17 protein-coding genes are annotated in these 21,717 nt (G+C 41.6%); 13 read left to right on the forward strand and 4 right to left on the reverse strand.

Annotated features, from left to right (window positions below; genetic code table 11):
* Nucleotide 1: 1 nt before the first annotated feature.
* Nucleotides 2–1,672: a T3SS effector HopA1 family protein gene (locus AC1XUD_RS15960; RefSeq protein ID WP_483362023.1), complete on the forward strand. Its 1,671-nt coding sequence runs from the start codon at nucleotides 2–4 to the stop codon at nucleotides 1,670–1,672.
* Here AC1XUD_RS15960 and AC1XUD_RS15965 read toward each other — a convergent pair.
* Genes AC1XUD_RS15965 through AC1XUD_RS15975 form a run of 3 tightly spaced genes read right to left on the reverse strand, consistent with a single transcriptional unit; the run spans nucleotide 1,644 to nucleotide 5,002 of the window.
* The gene (locus AC1XUD_RS15965) at nucleotides 1,644–3,653 is read right to left on the reverse strand and encodes a tetratricopeptide repeat-containing sensor histidine kinase (protein ID WP_483362024.1); all 2,010 of its coding nucleotides are present in this window, start codon (nucleotides 3,651–3,653) and stop codon (nucleotides 1,644–1,646) included. The genes AC1XUD_RS15960 and AC1XUD_RS15965 overlap by 29 nt on opposite strands.
* A 36-nt stretch (nucleotides 3,654–3,689) precedes the next feature.
* On the reverse strand, nucleotides 3,690–4,337 hold the full coding sequence (locus AC1XUD_RS15970; RefSeq protein ID WP_483362025.1) for a response regulator: 648 nt from the start codon (nucleotides 4,335–4,337) through the stop codon (nucleotides 3,690–3,692).
* A 17-nt stretch (nucleotides 4,338–4,354) separates the two neighbouring features.
* Nucleotides 4,355–5,002, reverse strand: coding sequence for a sensor histidine kinase (locus tag AC1XUD_RS15975; protein ID WP_483362026.1), 648 nt, complete (start codon nucleotides 5,000–5,002; stop codon nucleotides 4,355–4,357).
* 1,074 nt (nucleotides 5,003–6,076) lie between these two features.
* Between AC1XUD_RS15975 and AC1XUD_RS15980 the strand changes: the two genes are divergently transcribed.
* The 9 genes from AC1XUD_RS15980 (at nucleotide 6,077) to AC1XUD_RS16020 (ending at nucleotide 15,305) form a co-directional block, all read left to right on the forward strand.
* Nucleotides 6,077–7,276: a hypothetical protein gene (locus tag AC1XUD_RS15980; RefSeq protein ID WP_483362027.1), complete on the forward strand. Its 1,200-nt coding sequence runs from the start codon at nucleotides 6,077–6,079 to the stop codon at nucleotides 7,274–7,276.
* Entirely contained in the window at nucleotides 7,273–8,328 is a 1,056-nt protein-coding gene (locus tag AC1XUD_RS15985) for a S8 family peptidase (protein WP_483362028.1), read from the forward strand. The genes AC1XUD_RS15980 and AC1XUD_RS15985 overlap by 4 nt, the downstream gene beginning before the upstream one ends.
* A 12-nt stretch (nucleotides 8,329–8,340) precedes the next feature.
* Nucleotides 8,341–9,375: a hypothetical protein gene (locus AC1XUD_RS15990; protein WP_483362029.1), complete on the forward strand. Its 1,035-nt coding sequence runs from the start codon at nucleotides 8,341–8,343 to the stop codon at nucleotides 9,373–9,375.
* Between the two features lie 55 nt (nucleotides 9,376–9,430).
* Entirely contained in the window at nucleotides 9,431–9,649 is a 219-nt protein-coding gene (locus tag AC1XUD_RS15995) for a hypothetical protein (protein WP_483362030.1), read from the forward strand.
* A gap of 233 nt (nucleotides 9,650–9,882) precedes the next feature.
* Complete coding sequence (locus AC1XUD_RS16000; RefSeq protein WP_483362031.1) at nucleotides 9,883–11,145, forward strand: hypothetical protein; 1,263 nt, start codon at nucleotides 9,883–9,885, stop codon at nucleotides 11,143–11,145.
* 39 nt (nucleotides 11,146–11,184) lie between these two features.
* The gene (locus AC1XUD_RS16005) at nucleotides 11,185–11,370 is read left to right on the forward strand and encodes a hypothetical protein (protein WP_483362032.1); all 186 of its coding nucleotides are present in this window, start codon (nucleotides 11,185–11,187) and stop codon (nucleotides 11,368–11,370) included.
* A gap of 1,526 nt (nucleotides 11,371–12,896) precedes the next feature.
* The gene (locus AC1XUD_RS16010; protein ID WP_483362033.1) at nucleotides 12,897–14,288 is read left to right on the forward strand and encodes a serine hydrolase domain-containing protein; all 1,392 of its coding nucleotides are present in this window, start codon (nucleotides 12,897–12,899) and stop codon (nucleotides 14,286–14,288) included.
* Between the two features lies 1 nt (nucleotide 14,289).
* On the forward strand, nucleotides 14,290–14,769 hold the full coding sequence (locus tag AC1XUD_RS16015) for an RNA polymerase sigma factor (RefSeq protein WP_483362034.1): 480 nt from the start codon (nucleotides 14,290–14,292) through the stop codon (nucleotides 14,767–14,769).
* Complete coding sequence (locus AC1XUD_RS16020; RefSeq protein WP_483362035.1) at nucleotides 14,766–15,305, forward strand: hypothetical protein; 540 nt, start codon at nucleotides 14,766–14,768, stop codon at nucleotides 15,303–15,305. Before AC1XUD_RS16015 ends, AC1XUD_RS16020 begins: the two co-directional genes overlap by 4 nt.
* 516 nt (nucleotides 15,306–15,821) lie before the next feature.
* Here AC1XUD_RS16020 and AC1XUD_RS16025 read toward each other — a convergent pair.
* On the reverse strand, nucleotides 15,822–16,466 hold the full coding sequence (locus AC1XUD_RS16025) for a Crp/Fnr family transcriptional regulator (protein ID WP_483362036.1): 645 nt from the start codon (nucleotides 16,464–16,466) through the stop codon (nucleotides 15,822–15,824).
* A 223-nt stretch (nucleotides 16,467–16,689) separates the two neighbouring features.
* Here AC1XUD_RS16025 and AC1XUD_RS16030 point away from each other — a divergent pair, with 223 nt between their 5' ends.
* From AC1XUD_RS16030 to AC1XUD_RS16040, 3 genes are all read left to right on the forward strand, one after another.
* A complete protein-coding gene (locus tag AC1XUD_RS16030) occupies nucleotides 16,690–19,122 on the forward strand; it encodes a TonB-dependent receptor (protein WP_483362037.1) in 2,433 nt (810 codons plus the stop codon).
* Nucleotides 19,123–19,670: 548 nt separating this feature from the next.
* Nucleotides 19,671–20,801, forward strand: coding sequence for a hypothetical protein (locus AC1XUD_RS16035; protein WP_483362038.1), 1,131 nt, complete (start codon nucleotides 19,671–19,673; stop codon nucleotides 20,799–20,801).
* A gap of 486 nt (nucleotides 20,802–21,287) precedes the next feature.
* Nucleotides 21,288–21,680, forward strand: coding sequence for a YidH family protein (locus tag AC1XUD_RS16040; RefSeq protein WP_483362039.1), 393 nt, complete (start codon nucleotides 21,288–21,290; stop codon nucleotides 21,678–21,680).
* Nucleotides 21,681–21,717 lie beyond the last annotated feature (37 nt).

Consider the following 21,717-nt stretch of genomic DNA (forward strand, 5'->3'; position numbering starts at 1 on the left):
TATGGAAAACGGAGAGTACAGGACTTCGGTGGTGGCTCAGATCCAACACATTGTGTCGATGATTCAAATGGACTCTGACGGGGATTTAGTGGACATGAGTCTGGATTGCAGGAAAATAGTATTACTTCTCTATGAGAAGTATGAAATCAGTGTTTCTATTAGCAAAGATCATCTCGATTATCGAAAAATTCTTTTAACGAATTGGATATACACGAATTATTACCAAAATAGCGGAAAGCCGGCTTCGCTTCCTAGATCCGATGAACGACATTTTCCATTTGACGAGCTTTTTCGGCAGGGAGAACATGCATATTGGCGCAACCGGTTTTGGCGATACGACCAGAGGGATCAGGAACGTGATAATCCGGCATTGACCAAAGGCTACGAGACACTAATTGCCGGATTGGGACAATCGGTTGAAGATGATATTGTTTTTGATTCCACTGTAGCACTTAACGGGGTTATTGTGTCTGAGGAAGTTCAATATATGAGCATTTGGCTACCTAAGTTTGAGATTAACAAGGGATATAAATATATTAACGGAAAATATCCGCTTGACAATGCGGGTCTTGGCTCGATAGTTCGATTCTATTTCAGACTTAAAGTTGATACATTAACTGTCAGTATTCCTCTAATAATATCACGGATATCAGAGGTGTTTAACGAGCGACTCGTCCCCTTTCGACTGAAGTTTTCATTTTCCAATGACGAATTTCGCAGAAGCGATCATTTTGTATTATATTTTGAACGCCGGCATTTTAGTATTGCAGCGACAATAATCTGCTATCTGTATCAGGAATTACAACCTTTTTTAGAGGAGCGATTATTGCCATATTTCGTCAGAGAAGTTCTACCAGGAGTTGGGTTTGGCAGTACTCCGAACAAAAAATCAGCCAGCTTCGGAGTCTATCGTTCTGCGGTTATCGCAGAGGCAATCATATTTCTATTAGATCGTAATCAAGGAGACCCGGTCCACACGCATCTTGAACGAGTTTGGGGAGGGCTGGAGAAGTTTTACCTGAATCCTCAATCTCCGTTTGCATGTGATTTTTCGCTTTTTGACGATAAGAGAGTGCATTTATTTGGAGGAACAATCAGCAATCAATGGTTGATGGCAGCGTGGTATATTGCCCAACTGTTGTGTCGCGAGGCTATATGGGTTTCAGAGAGTGAATGTAACTGGATAAGCTATACTATGGTTAGCTCTAAACAGCACGGTTATAGGTTCTTAAAAGTGACCGACGGGCAATCGGGCTTACCAGGTGTAATCACTTTCCTTCAAGCCTTCCAGGAATTGAAAATAAAAGATACCATGATGCAACTAGTTCTTGACGGAGCAACGCGCTATTGTGAGGTCAAAAGGAACAATTTTCCTTTAGAGCGTGATATCGAGCCTACGTCGGACAAAATAGACATACCGCCGCAAGTTTTTGCAAAAGACATGGTAAAGGAGGTTCATTCTGCAATCCGAAGTAAAGATCCGGGACCATTAACCAAGTATAAACTCATTGCGGATATGATCAGTAACTATATTGTAAAGGAACGCCCGGTCGGCAATATGTTAGATGGGAGCGATCATTTTTGCGCTGACATGTATTTCGGTTACGCCTCTTATGGCTATGCCTGCCTAAGATTGCACAATCCTATAAGTGTTGTAGAATTGCAACTCTGAACTGCGAACCAAAACCGACTTGCGATTCAATCCATAGCCTGCCATTCAGGGATTTAACTCGTTCTGCAACATTATCTAAGCCTCTTCCGCGTTTGGTAACTTCGGAAGGGTTAAATCCCTTTCCATTATCCGACAAAAGGAGTTCAAAGATATTTTCTGAAGTCGCAAATCGTAACGTGCATTCACTCGACTCAGAATGCTTTAAAGTGTTATTAATTAATTCAAGACAAATACTGTACAGCTCGGTCTCTTGTTCACGGGTCAAAATATCCAAAGGGTAATCTCCGTCTACGTTGAATTTTATTTTCCCATTGTCGTTTAAATCACCAATAAGTCGAGTCAAAGCTGCACCGAATCCTTTTTCTAACTCTTTTGGTAACAGGTGATGGGAGATGTGTCTGATTTCAGTGTAAGCATTATGCATCTGAGTGATAAGTCCTGTATGGAGTTTACGTTCCTTGTCACTCAGGCTTTCGGGCATGATACTTTGTAATTGCCAGATTAAACCTGAAAGTGTACTTCCAAGGTTATCGTGAAGTTCGGATGCGACACGTTTTCGCTCCTGCGTCTTTCCATTCGCGAACGCTTCCTGAATTTGCCTATTTTTGGCTGTCAACTCCTGATTGGCTACAATAAGTTCCTTTGTCCTTAATGAAACTTTGTGTTCCAACTCTTCATTGAACCCTGTTAATTTTTCGTTGGAGTCTGTCAGTTGGCGTTGAAAGACCAGCATCTGAATCCGTTGCTCTTCGATCAATTGATTCTTTTTGCTTAGCACACGGTTATTAAAAACAAGAAGGCAAGCAACCAGAATCGTTCCAGCTATTCCTAACCACAATCTTTTTCTAGCGGCCATCTGGTCATTAATATCATTGTTTAGCAAAGCAATTGCGTCTCGCTGTTTCAAGCTCTGATACTCGAATTTCAAATACTCAGTTTGCTTCTGTTGAAAGGACTTGATGTTTTTTCGCCACAATTCTGTGAATCTTTTATAGTAAAGCAGAGCCAAATCTGGTTTGTTAAGGTTCTCGTATGTCTTTGAAAATGTTATGTATAGCTCCATGCGGTGTTCGTCGCTTGCAACGCTACTCTTAGCTAGGCCTTTATTCAGTTCCAGCAACGCCTTTCTCGGCAAATTTTCTAATAGATACCGTCGTGCATTCAACGAAAAATAATGGACGTCCCAAGCGTTATCTTGAAAACGAATAGCTCGGTATTCTGTAAGCAGAGAGAGAACCTTCTTCTTCTCACCGATGGCAAGACATGCATCAGCCCAGTTTAGCGTTGCATACTTCATCATTTGATCGTCTGCAATCGCCTTTGCTTCTACGTATGCCCGGCTGAGCCACTGTATTGCCTTTGGGTAATCTTCTTTTCGTAGATAGGACTCTCCAAGGTTTTGCAGAACTATCATGTAGGTCACTCTGTCGGCCTGTTCTGCTGGGTTAACGGCCCTTTTGAGATAAAAAATCGACTGATCGTAGTTCCCCAGCAAGTAGTAAAGATCAGCAAGGTAACGATAAGTCCTGGCCAACCAAAGTGGACTTTTCAGTTGTTCGGCATAGTACCGGGCCTTATGTATTTTTTGCAAACCGACAAGGTTATTTCCTTTCCAGGCGTGTAGAACCCCAGCATTTAAGTTTACCCTTAGCAGTCCCTCGGTCCACTGGTGTTTAGAGGATAGATTTTCGGCTTCGTTAAGCCAAGCGATACATTGTTTGTAATCTCCTTTAATTAGTCCGTCGCGATCTTTGCCGCTACCCAATAGGCACAATATATTGATTTTAATCGTGTCATTCGAAAGGTTGCCCGTTGTCGGAGGTAACTGTCTTAGGATAGTCACCAGACTGTCTTGGTCCGAAACCCGTGCAGTAGACCGGATTGCGGGCAGAAGACACGAAACCAATGCAAACAATATACTAGTTAAGCGCACGGGATATACTGTGCTCCTTAAAAACGTCAAAGAACCTAGGAACCACATAATACAGTGAGGAAGTTGGCTGAAAGTACAAAACTTTCAAATCTCAAACAACCCATAACGTATAGCTTCTAATACCATTCCAACCCGGGTTTTGACATTCATCTTTAGAAACACAGCTTCTCGGTAACCGTCAACTGTCCTCGGGCTTACGCACATCTTATCCGAGATTTCCACATAGGTGAGTTCACTGCATGAAAAGCGCACAAATTGTAATTCACGCTCGTTAAGGCCAAGCTGAGCTATGGGGTCCAGGACATGTTCGGGATTGAGATTTCGGATGAGTTGGCTAGTTAGGTAGTCGGTGTAGTAGTGCCCCTTTTGTACAAGGGAATCAAGTCCCTGTTTCAGCTCGTGTGGTGTGCAGCCTTTCAGTAAATAGCCTTTAGCTCCATTGCGAAGCATTTTCACTATAGCCTCTTCCTTGTTATTCATCGACAACGCCAGAATTTTGATGCCAGGATGGTTATTCTTTAGCCAGTCGGCGACTTCGTATCCGTCCATTTGCGGCATACTCACGTCAAGCAATATGACCTCAGGAATCAAGCCCAAGCCGATACGCACTTTTAAATCTGCACCATTGAACACTTCGAAAATCACCTCGTAGTTTTCAAATTTCTGAATTAGTCCAGAAAGTGCCCTAGCCATTAACTCGTGGTCATCAACAATTGCAATCTTTGTTTTCATCGCCAATTAAAAATTGTTTATGTATTAGCAATAGGGAGAAAAATTTCTACAGTTGTGCCCGCGTCAGGGGCTGATCGTAACATTACATAACCACCAATGATTTTAGCTTTTCTTTCAATCCGAACTAAGGTCAGATTCTCTTGCCCCTTTGCAGTTGAATTCAATCTTGGCTCGTGAATGAGGCTATTATAGCTTAAGTGCATTTCAAAATAGTCGCTTGTGTAGCGGAGCTGAATAAAAATATTAGTTGCATTGGATTGTCTTTTAATATTGGAAAGAACTTGCTGCGAAATACTGAAAAGTACGATTTCTTTTTCGTTTCCTAATGCATATTTTTCGCCAGAAATAACCAATTCGGTTTTCAGCTTGCTGGCTTTCCTAAACCGAATCAACTCTGCTGACAAATTATCCGTCAAATTGAAATTCTTCAAGAAATCAATTCCTATCTTTGAGCTTACGTTGAGGACACCTGTAATGGCTTGACTGACTAATTCTCTTGTCTGACCAATGGATTTTCGACTCGCGGGTCTATGCAGAGTTTCCTCTAGCATATTCAAGTTGATGTGAGCCACTGATAATAGTTGGCCAATTTCATTTTGCAACTCATCTCCAATTGACAGTAAGGCACTGTTCTGAACTTCTACCTGCGCTTGTAATACTTCCATAGCTAGCTGACATTCAAACAATATCTTTTCTTGAACACCCTTCCTGTGGCGGGTTCGAAAAAAACAGTAAGTAACCGCTATAAAAGCCGCTAATAGGATTAGAATCATATACTCAGGTAGAAAAGGAAAAATGTGATGTTTACAAACTTAACTCTAAGCTATCCATTGACGCCGGTGAAAAATACCCATATAGTTTACGTGAATCTACTGTTGATATATTTTGGGTATACGGAGAACTTGAATAGTTAATTTTTAATCCTTTCCGCTAAAAACTTTACAAGATCTCTTTTGAAGGTATCGTGATTGTGAGATCCATGTATGGCAAGGATCATGAGCAAATCAAGAAAATGATGTCGCCGAGACATTGGCGTCTAGAATTAATTTTGTAAAAAAATGTGGATGAGTCATATTCACTTTAGTCGTCAAAACACTCGTTAGTATCGCAAATTAAGTTTCTTTTTTTATAATTGTCACTGCGCTAATTAATCCAGAATCGGTTCGAAATGAAACTGTCATTTGGAAGGTTTCGCTCATTGTTCCCCTGGCATAACCAAAAAACGTAGGTCATGTCTGAAAATGCTTGTCGAAAGCTAGCTTGGCAAAAATAGGTATCCGAAGACGGAAGTATTGATTAATACTGATGGAAAAGATCTTAGTTGTTCTACAATAAGCAAATGCAATGCATTCGAATTTTTTTGATACTAAGTTCCTAACTAGGTTATAAGAGAGAATAGTATCGTAATAAGAGGCATAAAATCCGTAATTCTCCCAGTCAATACCGGTGTTTTTCCGGTCTATTCATTCTTCTTGATATACTAGGTTTGCAGATGACATACTATTGAGTTAAACGTCATCATATGCTAAGAAATAGCAAAAACGATTGTTAACAATTATAAGATCAGCTGGGAGAAAATTAACAACCAAACCGATCCAGATCAGCGACGAACTTCTGATCTGAAAGCGCAAGTAAATGTAATAAAGCCTACGGAGCATCCGGCAATTAGCTACGGTTGTAATTATCTGTCGGTGCGAACAGTAAGTGAATTCTCTTATACACGAAATCCATCAGAAAATATGGCTAACAATGTTGCACTTAATGTGGTGATCGGCTTAATATTCATCTACTTACTGTACAGCTTACTGGCGACTGTATTAGGCGAGATAATCTCTAAATACCTGGGGATTCGCGCCTTGAATCTTAAAGAAGCCGTCAACAGGATGCTGGTCGATAGTGAACCACAGGGGGGCTGGCAGAGATTTCTAGATTCCCTGAACATCCTGAAAGACCCAGATAATGAAATCATCAATAAATTCTATAATAATCCAGAAATCAAATATCTAGGGAGTACAGGAATTTTCAGCACTCCTTCGGCGTTCAAAGCGACTAGCTTTTCCAGAACTCTTTTATATGAATTAAATGGCAGCGGATCACTAATTGCCGAAAAAATACATGCGGAACTGCATAGGTTAACCCAACCTAATGATGGGTCCGCGCCGAAACCCGGTGTTGCAAAGCCGAACGTGGCTACACTTGATAGGCAATCCGCACATTTTGTGTTGAGTCTTTACTATGATTCCGAAGGTGACCTCAGAAAATTCAGGGTTCATCTAGAAGCTTGGTTTGACAGGACCATGGAACAATCAACAGAATGGTACAAGCGAAAAATACAGGTAATACTTTTCATTGTAGGTTTCTTTATGGCCTGGATATTCAATGCCGGAACTTTCAACATTATTGAAAAACTCACGGTCGATAAAGACGCGAGGGAAAAATTGGCCAACATGGCTTCCGCTTATATACAAAATAAAAATAATACCGGCGGTATCCTTAACTCAGACGTAAAACAGCAGCAGAGTATTGATACGCTATTATCGATAAAAAGAATGCTGGATGTGGATATTCAAAAGGCAAACAACATTCTTGGCGTTGGAAGCTGGCTTCCCGATAGCGTTTTGATTGGTTATGATTTCAAAACCCATGCATATAATTTTTATCCGCACGTCGATAAAAAACTTATTCCATCCAAATATCTGGTACCAAAATCCAAAAGTGTTTATATCTGCTTTGATCTCACAGAAAAACTTATAGCATTTTTCTGTCTTCTTATCGATCATTTCTGGGGCTTTTTCATTACCGCCATCGCCATTTCATTAGGTGCGCCGTTCTGGTTCGACTTGCTAAATAAGGTGATGCAGCTTCGTACCTCGCAGAAACAACCAACGGATTCGACGGAAAATACAGATTCGGTTTCACCTCTACGCAGAATAGGATGATACTCACTGCCAACGACTTCGTAAACGTTAGGTTGGGAAGACCTTCAGTTAACGCCGAAAATCCCGCTTTTCTAAGCCCGGGAAAGACCGTAACCGTTAAAGCACGCGTCATTGGGGACACTGTCAATCACAATAGCAGATGGATTCTTTCGGAGGAAAACGAGTTTCTGAGTGAGGAAGGATTTGTATTACCTGATGAATTTAGAAGCAAGGATATATTGATAGCCAATACTGATTCTAGTCCTCTCTTCGAGCAATTACAGATTCCAAAATTATGGAAACTCACATCAATGGGGGAAGGCGTAAAAGTTGGAATAATCGATAGCGGTGTTGCTAATCATTCAGCACTTGGAGGTAAAGTCAAAGAGCTTAATATGCCAACTCGAAACGGCGATAATTCCGACGGGCATGGAACAACCATGGCATGTATTGTAGCGGCATATGATGAAAAATTAGGGAAATTTGGCGTTTCTCCAAAGGTCGATAAAATTTTGTCCTATTCAATTGAAATAGATCGAATTCAGCCCAGCGATTTAATAAAGGCATTGAAATTAATGAAAGATGAAAATGTCAGTATAATAAACATGAGCTTCGCCACCAATAAAGATGAATTTCATCCTCAGAGAGGTGGATTAGGCCTGCAGAATTTAATCAATGAACTAACAGATAGAGGAATGATAATTGTTTGCGCAACTGGAAACAACTTCAAGCGAAGCATAAAGTTCTACCCAGCTGGATATGATAGCGTAATATCCGTCGCCGGATATAGATCCAACGGCTTTCTTGATGTTAACTCCAACTTATGGTCAGGTATAACCACAGCCATGACTTCGGAAAGGTATTTCAGTGACAGTCAGCAAGCTAAGTCGAATGGAACGTCCAGCGCAGCAGCCATTGTAACGGGGTGTATTTCATGTATATATCATGAGTTAGGCGGGATAAATAAGAAAGAGCAATTGCTAGAGAGATTTAGTAAGATGTCCATGATTGACCTAATAGCCGGATCTGCCCATATGCCAACTAAAAAGCTCGAAATCAATAAATTCATATAAACAATAACAACTATGAAAAATTTCACCTTACTTTCATGTTTTCTGCTTGTCACTTTTTGGGACAATGCATATTCACAAATAAAAGACATTGATTTGTCTGAGAAGTCGGGCATCTCAATGGACATTGACGTCGGTACTCAACTTGTTAGGCTCAACAATAGAAGCAGTAATTTTAAGTACGTATTGGAATGGAAAAAAAGACGTGCTGAAATTAAGCCTTTCGAGATTGCAGAGCTTTCTTCTGGTAGCTTTGATATAAACAATTGCCAGTCTGATGTTCAAACAATTATCGTTGGATTAGCAAATGAGGCAGATGAGCGAATAATTAAATCATTTGTAAAACAAAGTAGCGAGATAATTGATAACGCAAATGCACCATTTGATGCCTGCATAACGGTCTTAATGAAATCCATAGATAGTACCAAGTGTACCGTGAAGGTTCCTTTTCCAATACGATACAATGAAATAATAACATTGATGGTTACAAAGGTTGACAATGGAGGCAAAGAGGTTGAGAAATGGAGTTATAAATTGACGACCCCGGAAAAAGATCGCTGGCTCATTCATTACGGCTTAACCTATGCCCCGTCAGCCATTAGCCGATTTTCAAAGTATTATGCCCTTGCGGACACCTCTGCCACAAACAAATATACCATTAGCAAAGAAAACAAAAACGGACCGAAACCTTGGGACAATATTTCGGCTACAATCAATTTTACCTATCCCTTCCACGGTGATGCGAGAGATTTTGATGGCGGTTTTACGGGAGGGTTTGGTCTCAGTACGGGATTCGAGGTGTCAGGTCATGCAGGGCTTTCTATGGTCATCGGGCAAAATGTCATCATAAGCAGCGGGTTGGTGATGACGCAGAAGTACAAGCTTAATGGTGAATATAAGGAAGGTGATATTGTTAAGACCAACCTCAATTTTGAAGCCTTACATACCAAGGTATGGGTGCCCGAGCTGTTTTTTACCATAGGATTCAGATTCGGAAGTAATCCGTTTGCTGCCAAAAAGACGAACTCTGAGGCAAAAAAGGAAGAGTAAACGACTGCAACGTCTAGCTAACCGCGTTCGTTAACCTTTCCTATGAATTCAGACTATGAAACGTAATACAAATTCGCGCGAATCTCCGCAGTTGACAATCGCTCAATTGGCTGGAAGCCTGAAGCCCGGTTGGGACTTCCAAAAGGATTGGCTTTGCTGGCCACCCGACACTTTTGCGTTAATTTCAATAATCATGGAACGGACTGGTTGCTACCGCCATTGCCTGATTGATTTCCGGTTGTTCCGTACACCAGAATACGCAAGACAAATTTAATTTGCAGCGAAGCACTGGCTTCGTAAAACTACCAGCCTAGTTGGAGGGGATGTAACTTCCGATCTAACGCCAGATTATTTCACCATACTAAACCGGAAGAAACCAAAATTTCGCCTAGTAGCTGTCATTTTTATGAGGAATCCATAGAGAATTTCGGCAAAATCATAAACACGATTGCAAAATATTGGAACGGAGTTGACCCGGAAACGGGAAAGGTCTTAATTGATCTCGAAGTGCTCCGAACCATTAACGATCTGCTACGAAAAAATGGATCTGGAACGGCTGACGATGAAATGGCATCGTATCGGGAGCTAACCGAGGCATTACTGCAGTTGCTGGCCATTGCAGATTCCACCTGTGCAGGTATGGGTCTGCTGGAAAAGGTCGCCAATGAGCCATCTATTTCCGCAGAAATCGTGCATTGTCTTGCAAATCTCTTACTGACAGCCACTGGTTCATTGAGCAGTTTGCCGAAATTTTATGGGGCAGTTCTGCCAAAGATGCGGACCCCGCAGGGCGGCATCACAACCCGTTCGCTTTCGCACCATTTAACTTTTCACACGTCGGAAGTCGAGGTGATGTGGAGGACCATACCCTGGTACAATCACCATCAGAAAAGTCTGAATGTGATCGCCGTTCCCTTCCCTTTTAATATCAGTGAAGATAATTTCGAGCCAAGAAGCGAACGGTTTCAGTCCGTCCAGTACTTTTTATACCGTGCTACGATGGGGGAGGAAGAGAAAAAAGCATACAAATATCTGGATCAGGTGGTTGATCTTGTGTGGCGTCAAAATGAGAAGTTAGACCAGATTCACATTCTGGTTTTTCCTGAATCATCTTTGTCAGAAGAGCAATATACTCACTTAAAGAACAAGTTTTACGAGCGGTTGGTAAAGTCCAGTAGTAGCTTGGAAAATATCGGTAGACTTTACCATTTACCACTGATAGTTGCCGGTATTTCGAAGGAAAGCGAAAATTCAAAGCTATCCAAATTGTCAAATCAGCCGCAAAATGGCTATTACAACGGTGTCACTGATCATCCTTCCCACAATGAAGTCAGAATGGCAACTTTCTTTGCCGGGAAGTGGTATGACGTTGCTCAGCGAAAGCATCACCGGTGGCATTTGAATCGGAACCAGCTCGTACAATATTGGCTGGCTGGAAAACTTCCATCGGAAAGGCGATGGTTTGAGCATATCTCAGTTGCCCAGCTCCGTCTCACTATCCTGGCACCGACAGGTTGGCTGGCTCTTACGGCGCTCATCTGTGAAGATTTGGCTCAATTGGAACCGGTATCCGCCATTATCAGGGGAACAGGGCCAACTTTTTTGATGGCCTTGCTAAGTGACGGTCCTCAATTGAATAGTAGGTGGTCGGCACGTTACGCCAATGTGCTCGCCGACGATCCTGGAACTGCCGTTTTGTCACTGACCTCGCTTGGTATGGTAAAAAGATTCAAAAGGCTGACGAATGACTTATACATAGATGACAACTAGGACGCACCAGCCAGTCATACCGTTGCACTTTGGAAAGATATGCTGCGGGGGCAGCAGGAAATTCACCTTACAAATGGAAATCGTGCTGTTCGCTTTACTCTATCAGCGAGATATAAGGAAGAGTATACGCTTGATGGCCGGAGCGATGGGAAAAATGCCTCTGTTTTTGAACTGGAAGGCTATGAGCAGTTACCATTAGATATTCCGGAGAAAAAAAAACGATGAAGCCCCAATAGAAAATTCCGTCCCGTCTGAAAGACCCGCCCCGCTAGAAGGCACCTGGCTCGATATTAGGGAATTGACAGCATTACAATTCAGTCTGAACAGTTTGGTAGAATTGCGCGGAAAAAACTGCATTGAAATATGTGCCTGGCTTAAAGGAGAGCCTGCATTTACACATAAATATCCACGGGCTATTACAGCAGTAATAAAACAAATGACAGGCGCCTTGAAAAATCCGAAACAATTTGGAATTGACTCTATCCAAGGTGGGGACAACGGACATTGGCCGTCAGAAGACATTTCTGCAATATATAAGGAGATTTCGGGATTCTTTTCAAAGAAAGCCAAAACTCAGTTTTTTCAAATGTCCGACGTTGAATATTTCAAGTGTTTATTTGATAAAGCGAAGGAAAAATTAACAGCTAATGACAAAGAATTTAATGTATCTCTTGCTGACCTAATTAAAACACCGCAGATTCAGACATCAAGCCGAAAATTGTATTTGGTACCACTAGCAATAATGCACCTTTTGCATGCAAAAATATCGAAGTGGGATCTGGAATCAGTGAACATTCGCAGTAAAACGGACATTGAGGATATTGTCATACTGAGACGAAATATCAGGTCGTATTTGATAAAATATCAAGGTGTCAATTTTGTATAAAATAGGTCAAATTTGTATCGAATGATTAGGTTAAGATCACAGCTCGTCCTTTTGCTAAATGCTTTCAAATCGGTTACCAATGAATCATCGGATCACTTTCGTCGATATTAATTTTTTACTGCACATCATGCCGAATTGAGGTGATTCAATTCAGATTGCGAATAATTCGTAAAAAGCTTGCGTGATGGCAGTATAGAAATTGAATTTATTAATATTAACTTAAATAAGGAGCAGGCAGTATGTTACTGTTTCGAACCTTCGGAGAGAAGGGATTCGAACCTTCCAAATTATTAAAATTCGAGCGGTTTTTGCCATTAAAAAACAATTTCGTAATTTCATGAAAAATATCGATTGTTATGAGTTGATAGTCAGTTAGTTGTGTGCTGAAATCGGGCTTTGTTGAATGCATGTCGTGAATCATGGAACTGGAAAATGAGGGATTTTAACTATCTGTTAATCAATTGGTTACCAGAGAGCTCCCGATCTCTCTCTCTGCAGGACACATAAATCATTGATATTTAACTAGTTATAGCGGAGGTCTTTCCTCCGCTATTTCTGTTTCTACTGAATTTAACCACTTGATTTTCAGTGTGAGCCTGAACCCGAAATCTGAAGGTGGTGGAGAGACTAATATCGGTCCCTACTTCGGACATGTATCCTGAAAACAGGCCAAAACCTACCGGTAAAGGTCCGTGGATGAATTCATATGGATTTTAAAGTTGGTCACTACCAAATAGGCACGTTCTGGCTATGATAAATGGTAGGCCCAACCCACTAATAGTTAACTTCTTTAATTAAATATTTCCTTATCACTTGTCATCTTTTTCAATAAATCGCTACTAATGGTGCTGATTAACAGGAAAAGATGAACAGACTAAAATTTTTTATACTCGTTTTTATTTGTGTACCGGGCTTTCTGTCACGATCCGTAGCCCAGATTCATAAAGAACAGACTGACTTGATTGACCGTTATTTGAGCATACAGCAGAAATCAATTGGCTTTAACGGTACCGTCATGATTGCCAGGAATGATAGTATAATCTATCGACAATCCGTAGGAAAAGCATCATTGGAGCTCGACGTTCTGTTTCCTTTAGATCCTGTTTTTCGGATAGCATCAATTACTAAGCAGTTTACTGCTATGTTGGTAGTGTTGGCTGCCGAAGAGAACAAGTTAACGCTGGGCGATCAACTCAAGAAATATTACCCCCAACTCGGCCTATCAGATTGGAGTAGCATAACTATCAGACAATTACTTACCCATACCTCCGGCCTTCCACACAACGACGGGATAGCAGGTTACTGGGAGAAAATTTCGTTTCTTCCACTCTCGGGCCGGCAGGCCACAGACGAGATATTCAAACTAAAACTATTGTCTGCTCCAGGGACAAAGACGCAATATTCCAGTCCTGGATACTTTATTCTGGCAAGTATTCTGGAAATGATTTACCATAAGAGCTATGGTGCTATCCTAAGAGACAAAATTACAGATCCATTACGTATGGATCACACAGGAGTAAGCAATGGAACAGACATTATCAGTGGAATGGTTTCCCCATATCATCAATTAGCAGATCGACTGATCGCGGCACCACATCGGGACTATGCTTTAATGAAGGGGTCGGGCAACCTGTATTCTACTGCGAGCGATCTATTAAAATGGAACAATGCCTTAAATGGAGGTCATTTCGACAAAATGGTCACTGACCAACTGTTCACCATTCAAAACTCACAACCGGTTAACGGACGCAGCGAATCCTATGGTTATGGGTGGTTCCTTAGGAGACCCTCAGACCCAGAAAGGGATTTTAATTTTACCGGTGGGGGGACTTATGGATGTTCCGCTATTTCGGGATACTATCCCAATGCAAAGATTTCTGTAGTAATCCTAAGTAATATTTCCACTTTGCCTGTCGGGGAAATGCAGTCCAGTATTGAAAGCATCGTTTTCGGAGACAGGTTTGATATGCCGGTTGTGCCTACCCATATCGTAATGAAGGCATCGCAGCTTGACAAATTTCAAGGAATCTATACCGCGGACAATGGTCACCAACTAGCGATTTTTTTAAAAGGAGAGCAGCTCTATGCGAAAATGGGTCAAAACCCATTCTTCGAGCTATATCCTTCGGATAGCTCTGTGTTTTTTGGTAAAAAAGTACCAGTGCAGATTGAATTTGAAAAAGATTTAGGTGACACCATTAAAGGCCTCAAGGCCAACTTACGGGGACAATCAATTCGTTTTGTTAAAAACAGATAGCATGGAAAAACAGTTTTTGCAGATGATCACCATGCATAAGGCCAGCATTCATAAGGTGTCACGGCTTTACCGGGACAGCCCTGAGGATCGCGAGGATCTTTTTCAAGAGATCGTTTTACAGTTGTGGCAGTCGTTCCCAAAATTCGAGGGGAAGTCCAAGCAAAGTACGTGGATATATAGAATCGCCCTTAACACTGCAATGGCATGCTATCGAAAGAAGAGTATAATGTTATCATTTACCGAGCGGTTACCGGATAAAGAAGACAGCAACATTGATTGTGAAAACCGGGAAAGAGAGGAGCAGCTTTTTATAATACTAAAAAAGCTAAATGAAGCAGAAAGGGCTTTGCTCGCACTGTATTTCGAAGACTTCGACTATCGTGAGATGGCAGAAATAACTGGGTTGAGTGAAAATCATATTGCCGTAAAGTTGGGAAGAATTAAATCCAAGTTAAAAAAAACATTAAATCCAGCAAAATGAATATCGATGAACTGAAAAACGATTGGAGAAATCTTAAGCCAGACAATATCGGCATGAAAGAGCATCCAATGATAAAACAAGGCAATAACCAATTGAATGCTATCAGGCTGCGGCTTGCCATTGAAATAGTATCTTACATCTTATTTCTGGCTGTTTACTATACGATGTTTGATGGGGACAAAAAACCGTTATACGCGAATTTCTTACTTGTCGGATCTTTTCTCATGGTCATCCTCCATAGCTTGACGGGCTACCTGGCCGCAAAAAACATTGTATCAGGAGAAGATATCTTGCAGTCGATGGCCAAATATCACAAAAAGCTTAATGGATACGCTATAGTTTCTTTGCTGACACGGACGGTATCATTGATTTGCCTATTAATTTACTTTGTTTCTTCCGTAGAGCTTGACACTGGGAAAAACTGGATGCTTTTTGGCTTGGCCTTGCTCGTCGCCATTCAGGCTTATATAAATTACAAGATATGGTCTGCCAGAATAAAGAGAATTGGCGATTGCATTGAAAATTGGCAGTCGTAAATATAAGACATTAGGCTACCACATCAACTAAGTGTTGATCACATATTGTATGCTGCCCTTGTATATACGTAAAGTGTGGGGTTGCTAATTTCAAACATCTCACGTTTAGCAGGATTGTAGAGACAACATTTTTTCGTTTCAATAAACGCACGAGGAAGAAACAGGCGAAGCGTGAATCACCAGCTTCTAAAATCGAAAATATCTATCTGCTCGCCGGTGAATTGAATTTAAGTAAAGGCGGACTAATCTGATCTGATCCTGTCTGAACTGGATGTTGATCCTGTATCACAATTAATATCTTTTTTCTTTAAGAGATGATTCCATCGCATTTCCTGACCAATATGAATTTTTATTTCGCAAATCACCTTTCCGTTACTGGTATTTAAATAGAGCCAAACGAAACAGAATTGATCTGATCCGCGCTGGAACTGCATTCTTGCTAAACAACTCTGCTGTATTTCGGCAATTATTGAGGTGAAAAATTACAGTTCGCCTAAGGTGAAATCAACCAGGTTATCAGCAAAGCAATTGCTGGAAAGTGTTATTTTCAACTGAGGAAGCAGGCTGAGAAGAGTTGATATGCGCCTTATCTTTCTCTGTAATCCTCGCTCTTAACCTGCTTAAAGATTCGGGTGTGATACCTAAATAGCTCGCTAATTGATGCTGTGGCACACGTTGAATAAGGTCAGGTCGCGATTTTAGTAAATTTAGGTATCGTTGTTCGGGGGAAGAGGTCTTAAACTCGTCAAATTTGGTTTGCTGTTTAACTAGAAGTTCTTCCGATAAAATTCTGCAAAGCGATTCAAATTTTGGGAATTTGTTAAAAGCCTCGACGTCCATTTCAGGATTCGAAACATTAAGTATCGAGTCCTCAATACAGGATATATAATATTGGGAAGGTGCTTTATTGATAACACAATGAGGTGTCAAGCCTTCCATTTCTGTATAAAACGCAGTCGTTTTTTCAATTCCGTCAATGATGTAATAAATCCGAATACAACCTTTCAATACAAAGTATATATCATTAGAGTTTTGTCCTTCTCTTAAGAGAATTGTACCTTTTTTGACTGTCCGAAAAGTGTTAAATGAGATGATGATATTCTTTTCATCTTCTGTCAAAGGAACATATTTTGATAAAAAGTCAAATAGAATGTCGTGCATTTTCGGCTTTTGTTTATTTGTGCCAGGTATTAAAATTTATACAACCCATGAATATACGAAGATTGTAGTGCATTTTAAAACAATCAGTATTTCCCTTATGGCTTTGAAACTTCATCTAGGTAAAAAATGGTACAACGTTCACTCTTCATTTCTTAACCAAAGTCAATGGATGCCGGTTGACTTCAGTTCAACTTTGTGAAATACTAACTATTAGCAAAGTAACATGAAGTACCTCTATTTAACATTCTTCTCGCTATTAGGCATGGCGGGGAGCGCTCAGACCCTCACTCAAAACATCCGCGGGACATTGTCCGACGCGGACAGCAAGCAGCCATTAGTCGGAGCGACGGTATTAATTGCCGGATCAGCGCCGGTAAAAGGAACAATAACGGACCAGTCGGGTCAGTTTTTATTAGAACAGATTCCATTGGGCCGCGCCACACTGGAACTTCGCCTTGTTGGGTACGAGCTGCGTCAGGTTTCTAACATTGTTGTCGATGCGGGCCGCGAGGTGGTTTTGGATCTGGTGATGCAGGAAGCAACCACCCAATTGAATGAAGTGGTAGTAACTGTAACTGAGAACAAAGGCGAGGCGCAAAATGATATGGCGCTGGTGAGCGGCAGGTCCATTTCACTCGATGAAACAAAGAGATATGCGGGAGGTTTCAATGACCCGGCTATGATCCTGTCGAACTTTGCGGGGGTTACCAACAATTCTACGGGAAGCAACGAAGTGATCGTTCGGGGTAATTCGCCAAAGTATGTCCAGTGGCGGCTCGAAGGTGTGGAGATCACCAACCCCAACCATTTCGCGGACCAGAATTCAGTAGGTGGCGGTGTCAGCGCATTGAACAACAACCTGCTCGCTACGTCGGATTTTTATACAGGTGCATTTTCGGCGGAATATGGTGATGTGCTTTCGGGTGTGTATGACGTGAAGCTTCGGAGTGGGAATAATCAGCAATTTCAGTCGATTCTGGGATTAGGGATTTTAGGTACCGATGTTACCCTGGAAGGCCCTTTTCGAAAAGATTATCAGGGATCGTTTTTGGCCAATTACCGGTATTCCACTATTGGTGTTTTAAGTGAGATAGGATTGGTGGACATAGAAGGCGGCGCTCCGACATTTCAGGATGGCGCATTCAAATTGTCTTTACCAACCAAAAAAGTGGGTTCATTTTCCTTGTTTGGCCTGGGCGGGTCAAGCAAGGTATATCTTGCCGACTTCAATCCAGGAACAGCTCCGATTCCGGGAAATCAGTCAGCTCGGGAAACAATCCGAAAAGACTATGATAAACGTGCATTTCTTATTAATTCCGGCCTTTCACATCGCTTGCAAATCAGTAAAAACGGATCATTAACGACGCTGCTTTCCTTTTCAGGAAATGGGATCAATGAGGATATTGATCAATCCGATGTCATCAAAATCCGTGATGCTGCTGACCAGTGGCTCAGGGACTCGTTGACAAACAAAAGGGCCAACTACAAAAGCCGATTGAACAATACCAACTATCGCGCGTCAATCACCTACAATAATAAGTTGAATGCACGCAACCGTATTGAGGCCGGGGCCAAGTTTGCGTATAATAACTTCTCTTATGCGCAAAGCTTTTTTGACGATAGTACTGGCGCGCCTCAGGTACTGTCTGACTTCGACGAGGGGATTGCTACGCTTCGTAACTTTGTAAGCTGGAAATACCGGGCCGGGAACACGGTAACCTTAGTAGCCGGACTCCACAATATGAATGTGCTCTACAACCAAAAAAGCACGCTCGAACCACGGCTGGCGATTCGCTGGAATGCGGGTAGCCGGGGGACAGTCAATGCTGGATATGGTCTGCACAGCACGATGGACCGGGTTCACAATTATTTTGCAAAAGTAAAACAACCCAATGGAAGCTACACAGAACCTAACCGGAATCTGGGCCTCCTCAAAGCGCACCATTTCGTGGCAGGCTATGAATACCGGTTAACGGAGAATCTCAGAATCAAAGCGGAAGGTTACTACCAGCATTTGTACAATCTGCCGGTCGAAAATTCCGATACCAGCTCTTATGCGACCATCAATGAAGGCCAGGACTTTCGCTACGTTGAGCTTGTCAATAAAGGAAAGGGCCGGAATTACGGAATCGAGGTGACGATTGAAAGGTTTTTTGACAAGAATTACTATTTCCTTATCAATTCCTCTTTGTACCAGTCCAAATACACGCCGCTTGACGGCAAAGAAAGAAATACGGCCTATGCTGACAATTACCTTGTGAATGTCTTGGCTGGCAAGGAGTTTAGTAACCTGGGCCGCAAGCATAACAAGACCATCTCGCTGAATGCAAAAGTGTTTTTCGGCGGAGGCAAAAAGTATATTCCGCTACTGCGCAACAGCGCCGGACAGGTTATTTCCGACCCGAAAAGTGGTACGATTTGGGATTACGACAAAGCTTTCGAAAACAAGATTGACGACATTTATCAGGTCACTTTCTCGGCCAGTTACAAAGTCAACAAACGTAAAACAACCCACGAGCTTTTTCTCAATATTGACAATATTACCAATCGCCTGAGCAGGATTTCGGAATATTACGACGATAGTAAACCTGATTCTGTGGGTTATTTTAAGCAGTTTGGTATTTTCCCCAATCTGATGTATCGGATCTATTTATAAACGGTAGGGCAGGGAAGCGGGAGCTTTTGTAGCCATTCGCTTCCTGAGCCTGATGAGTAACTACGGCCTTACACCAATTTAACCGGCTATTGGGTAACGATTGCCAGGATGAAATACGGTAAGGTCATAGCGTCTTTCTGATGCGTTATTATCAGCACTGATATGCCATTTCGACAGGAGAGATCGGGTTCAGCCGCTAATGGACAAGCATGGCCAGGAATTCGTCTATCCTTTGATCGGCTTCTTGAATTGGTACAACGATGGGAAGAGATCACAAAATCAGGAAAGTCAATCGACATTTAAAATTCTTTCTCGTATCCGGAACAACTCTTTAATAAATAGCCGACTGTAATTTGCGCGTATGGAGCTACCGCCCCCCCCTTATTTAGCGAATTTAAAAGCCCTGTGGACAAAAATCCAATTGTTATTAGAAATCGATTATTCCTGGCGAAATTAGTTTCCGGAGTTTATTTCTTCCATCGTCTGCCTATCCGTTTGCGCAAATTCTGGTAATTTGTGCCATATTTCGTGGAAGTAGCAAATCAGTGATGGCAAATCAAGAACTTGAAAAGGCAAACCTGCTGCATATTGGCAGTCAAAGAAAGACGTTAAGCAAACGGCAAAAGGAGTTCAATCAATTGACAAAGAAGATAGAGGAGCTTGGCAATCTCATTAAGGACTTGCAGGATGGCAGGACGCAATTACAGCAACGTGCTCAAAAAGAAATGCGACCGCTTTTCGACAGATTTGATGCTGCACGAGTGGAGTTGGTCATGACGATGGATCGGATATACCCGAACAAGATTTTCAAGAAAAACGACCATCGCAAATTGGAGCACCTTATTACTGACATGTGCTTCGAACTGATTACAAAAAGCGGGATGGACGAGTTGAAGGAAATTTTTAACAAATACAATGACGATGATTTTGATACAGTAAATGCAGAGGTGGATCGGCTGGCTATTGGTGCTGTGAAGGATATGGCGTGGATTTATGGGGTAGAGTTTGACGATGATGACGATATATCTACTCCTGAACAGTTTCATGAACAAATGGAAAAAAAGCTTTCGGAACGAGAGAAATCCTACGAAGCGGAGGAGAGGATGCGGGCAGAGAAACATTCCAAAAAGCAAAAGACGCAAAAGCAGCTGGATCGGGAGGAGAAACGCAAAGCTGAGGAACAAAAACTTACCAAATCCGTGAGGTCTGTATACATGGATCTGGTTAAAGCTTTTCACCCTGATCGCGAAAAGGACGAAGCCGAGAAGGAACGGAAAACGGACATCATGCAGCGTGTCACACAGGCATATCAGGAGAATGATCTGATGAAGCTATTGAAACTCCAAATGGAACTGGATCGCATTGATCAGGAACATCTGGAAACGCTGGCCGACGAGCAGTTAATGTATTATAATAAGGTGCTAAAACAGCAATTACAAGATCTGGAAGGACAGAAATTTGAAATCACGGGGGAGCTTGGCAGTATGGTGGATATAGCTCCGTATAGGATCAACTCATTCGAAAGTGTCGTTTTTGCGTTCAACAGGCAAGTAAATGATCTCAAAAAGCACGTCAAAACGGTCAAAAACGAGCTGACGTTTTGGGCCGATCCGCCAAGTGTTAAGATGTTTCTAAAAACGTATCAGATTCCGAGAGATGACGATTATGACTTTTATTGAGCAGATCTAATCATTCTGAATGCTATGTTAAAGCATTGGGAAGCAGTTCCTTTATCTAAGTCGGATTGACGCATTCTGATAAAATACTGAAATATTTTAGTCCAATAGACATGATCGGTGGAACTCGGACGTTTTAGACTTACTATATTACTTGCAGCAATTTTCATTTTATTTGGCTAACTTACCTTAAATCAAAAAAGAGTATGGCAAAAGAAAAATCAGTCCAAAAGGAAGACAAAAAGAAGCCTGAAAAGAATCTGAAAGAAAAAAGAGCAGAGAAGAAGGCAAAAAAGGACGGCAAGCGACAGGATTGAAATCGATATCAGAGCTGCCCAAACAGAATTCCTCTACCAGATCCGTGGTGTGGGAATTCTGTTTTTTTGTGACAAATCTCCGTCGTATTTAAGCGGTTTATTGACGTCCTTGTTAGTAGATTTTGAATTTCCCGAGGTTATAATCTGAAATATCCAGCTCTAAAACTTGTATATGGAAACCGACCCCGAAATTTCAAAGTTGAGACGAAACGCAGGTGATCATCTCGCCAACGAAAGGACTTATCTGGCTTGGATAAGAACCAGCATCGGGATTATTGGCCTGGGCTTTGTGGTCGTCAAGTTTTCTATATTTGTAAGGCAAATCAGCGCTGCGCTCGGTGAGCAGAACATACAGCCGCCCACAGGATATTCTCCGGTTATTGGCATATTTCTGGTCGTTTTAGGTTCATTAGCTACGCTTTTTTCTTATATGCGATATATAAGAACGAAAAAAATGCTCGACGCTGGCGAATATTATCATTCAACCTTTTTGGTGAAATTTGTCACCTCAGCAATTTTTTTGATCAGCCTCACCTTGATAGCTTACCTGATCAAAAGTACTTAATATCATAGGTTCAAAATAGAGGCCAGTTGAAGATGGA

The sequence above is a fragment of the Dyadobacter sp. HNCC25DJ184 genome, from assembly GCF_056895215.1.

What these genes read in the sequence shown, in the direction of transcription:
- AC1XUD_RS15985 (WP_483362028.1), top strand. Translation starts at nt 7,273, where the DNA reads ATGATACTCACTGCCAACGACTTCGTAAACGTTAGGTTGGGAAGACCT.
- AC1XUD_RS15965 (WP_483362024.1), bottom strand. Translation starts at nt 3,653, where the DNA reads ATGTGGTTCCTAGGTTCTTTGACGTTTTTAAGGAGCACAGTATATCCC.
- AC1XUD_RS15990 (WP_483362029.1), top strand. Translation starts at nt 8,341, where the DNA reads ATGAAAAATTTCACCTTACTTTCATGTTTTCTGCTTGTCACTTTTTGG.
- AC1XUD_RS15975 (WP_483362026.1), bottom strand. Translation starts at nt 5,002, where the DNA reads ATGGAAGTATTACAAGCGCAGGTAGAAGTTCAGAACAGTGCCTTACTG.
- AC1XUD_RS16025 (WP_483362036.1), bottom strand. Translation starts at nt 16,466, where the DNA reads ATGCACGACATTCTATTTGACTTTTTATCAAAATATGTTCCTTTGACA.
- AC1XUD_RS15995 (WP_483362030.1), top strand. Translation starts at nt 9,431, where the DNA reads ATGAAACGTAATACAAATTCGCGCGAATCTCCGCAGTTGACAATCGCT.
- AC1XUD_RS16020 (WP_483362035.1), top strand. Translation starts at nt 14,766, where the DNA reads ATGAATATCGATGAACTGAAAAACGATTGGAGAAATCTTAAGCCAGAC.
- AC1XUD_RS15960 (WP_483362023.1), top strand. Translation starts at nt 2, where the DNA reads ATGGAAAACGGAGAGTACAGGACTTCGGTGGTGGCTCAGATCCAACAC.
- AC1XUD_RS16030 (WP_483362037.1), top strand. Translation starts at nt 16,690, where the DNA reads ATGAAGTACCTCTATTTAACATTCTTCTCGCTATTAGGCATGGCGGGG.
- AC1XUD_RS16035 (WP_483362038.1), top strand. Translation starts at nt 19,671, where the DNA reads ATGGCAAATCAAGAACTTGAAAAGGCAAACCTGCTGCATATTGGCAGT.
- AC1XUD_RS16010 (WP_483362033.1), top strand. Translation starts at nt 12,897, where the DNA reads ATGAACAGACTAAAATTTTTTATACTCGTTTTTATTTGTGTACCGGGC.
- AC1XUD_RS16005 (WP_483362032.1), top strand. Translation starts at nt 11,185, where the DNA reads ATGCTGCGGGGGCAGCAGGAAATTCACCTTACAAATGGAAATCGTGCT.
- AC1XUD_RS15970 (WP_483362025.1), bottom strand. Translation starts at nt 4,337, where the DNA reads ATGAAAACAAAGATTGCAATTGTTGATGACCACGAGTTAATGGCTAGG.
- AC1XUD_RS16040 (WP_483362039.1), top strand. Translation starts at nt 21,288, where the DNA reads ATGGAAACCGACCCCGAAATTTCAAAGTTGAGACGAAACGCAGGTGAT.
- AC1XUD_RS15980 (WP_483362027.1), top strand. Translation starts at nt 6,077, where the DNA reads ATGGCTAACAATGTTGCACTTAATGTGGTGATCGGCTTAATATTCATC.
- AC1XUD_RS16015 (WP_483362034.1), top strand. Translation starts at nt 14,290, where the DNA reads ATGGAAAAACAGTTTTTGCAGATGATCACCATGCATAAGGCCAGCATT.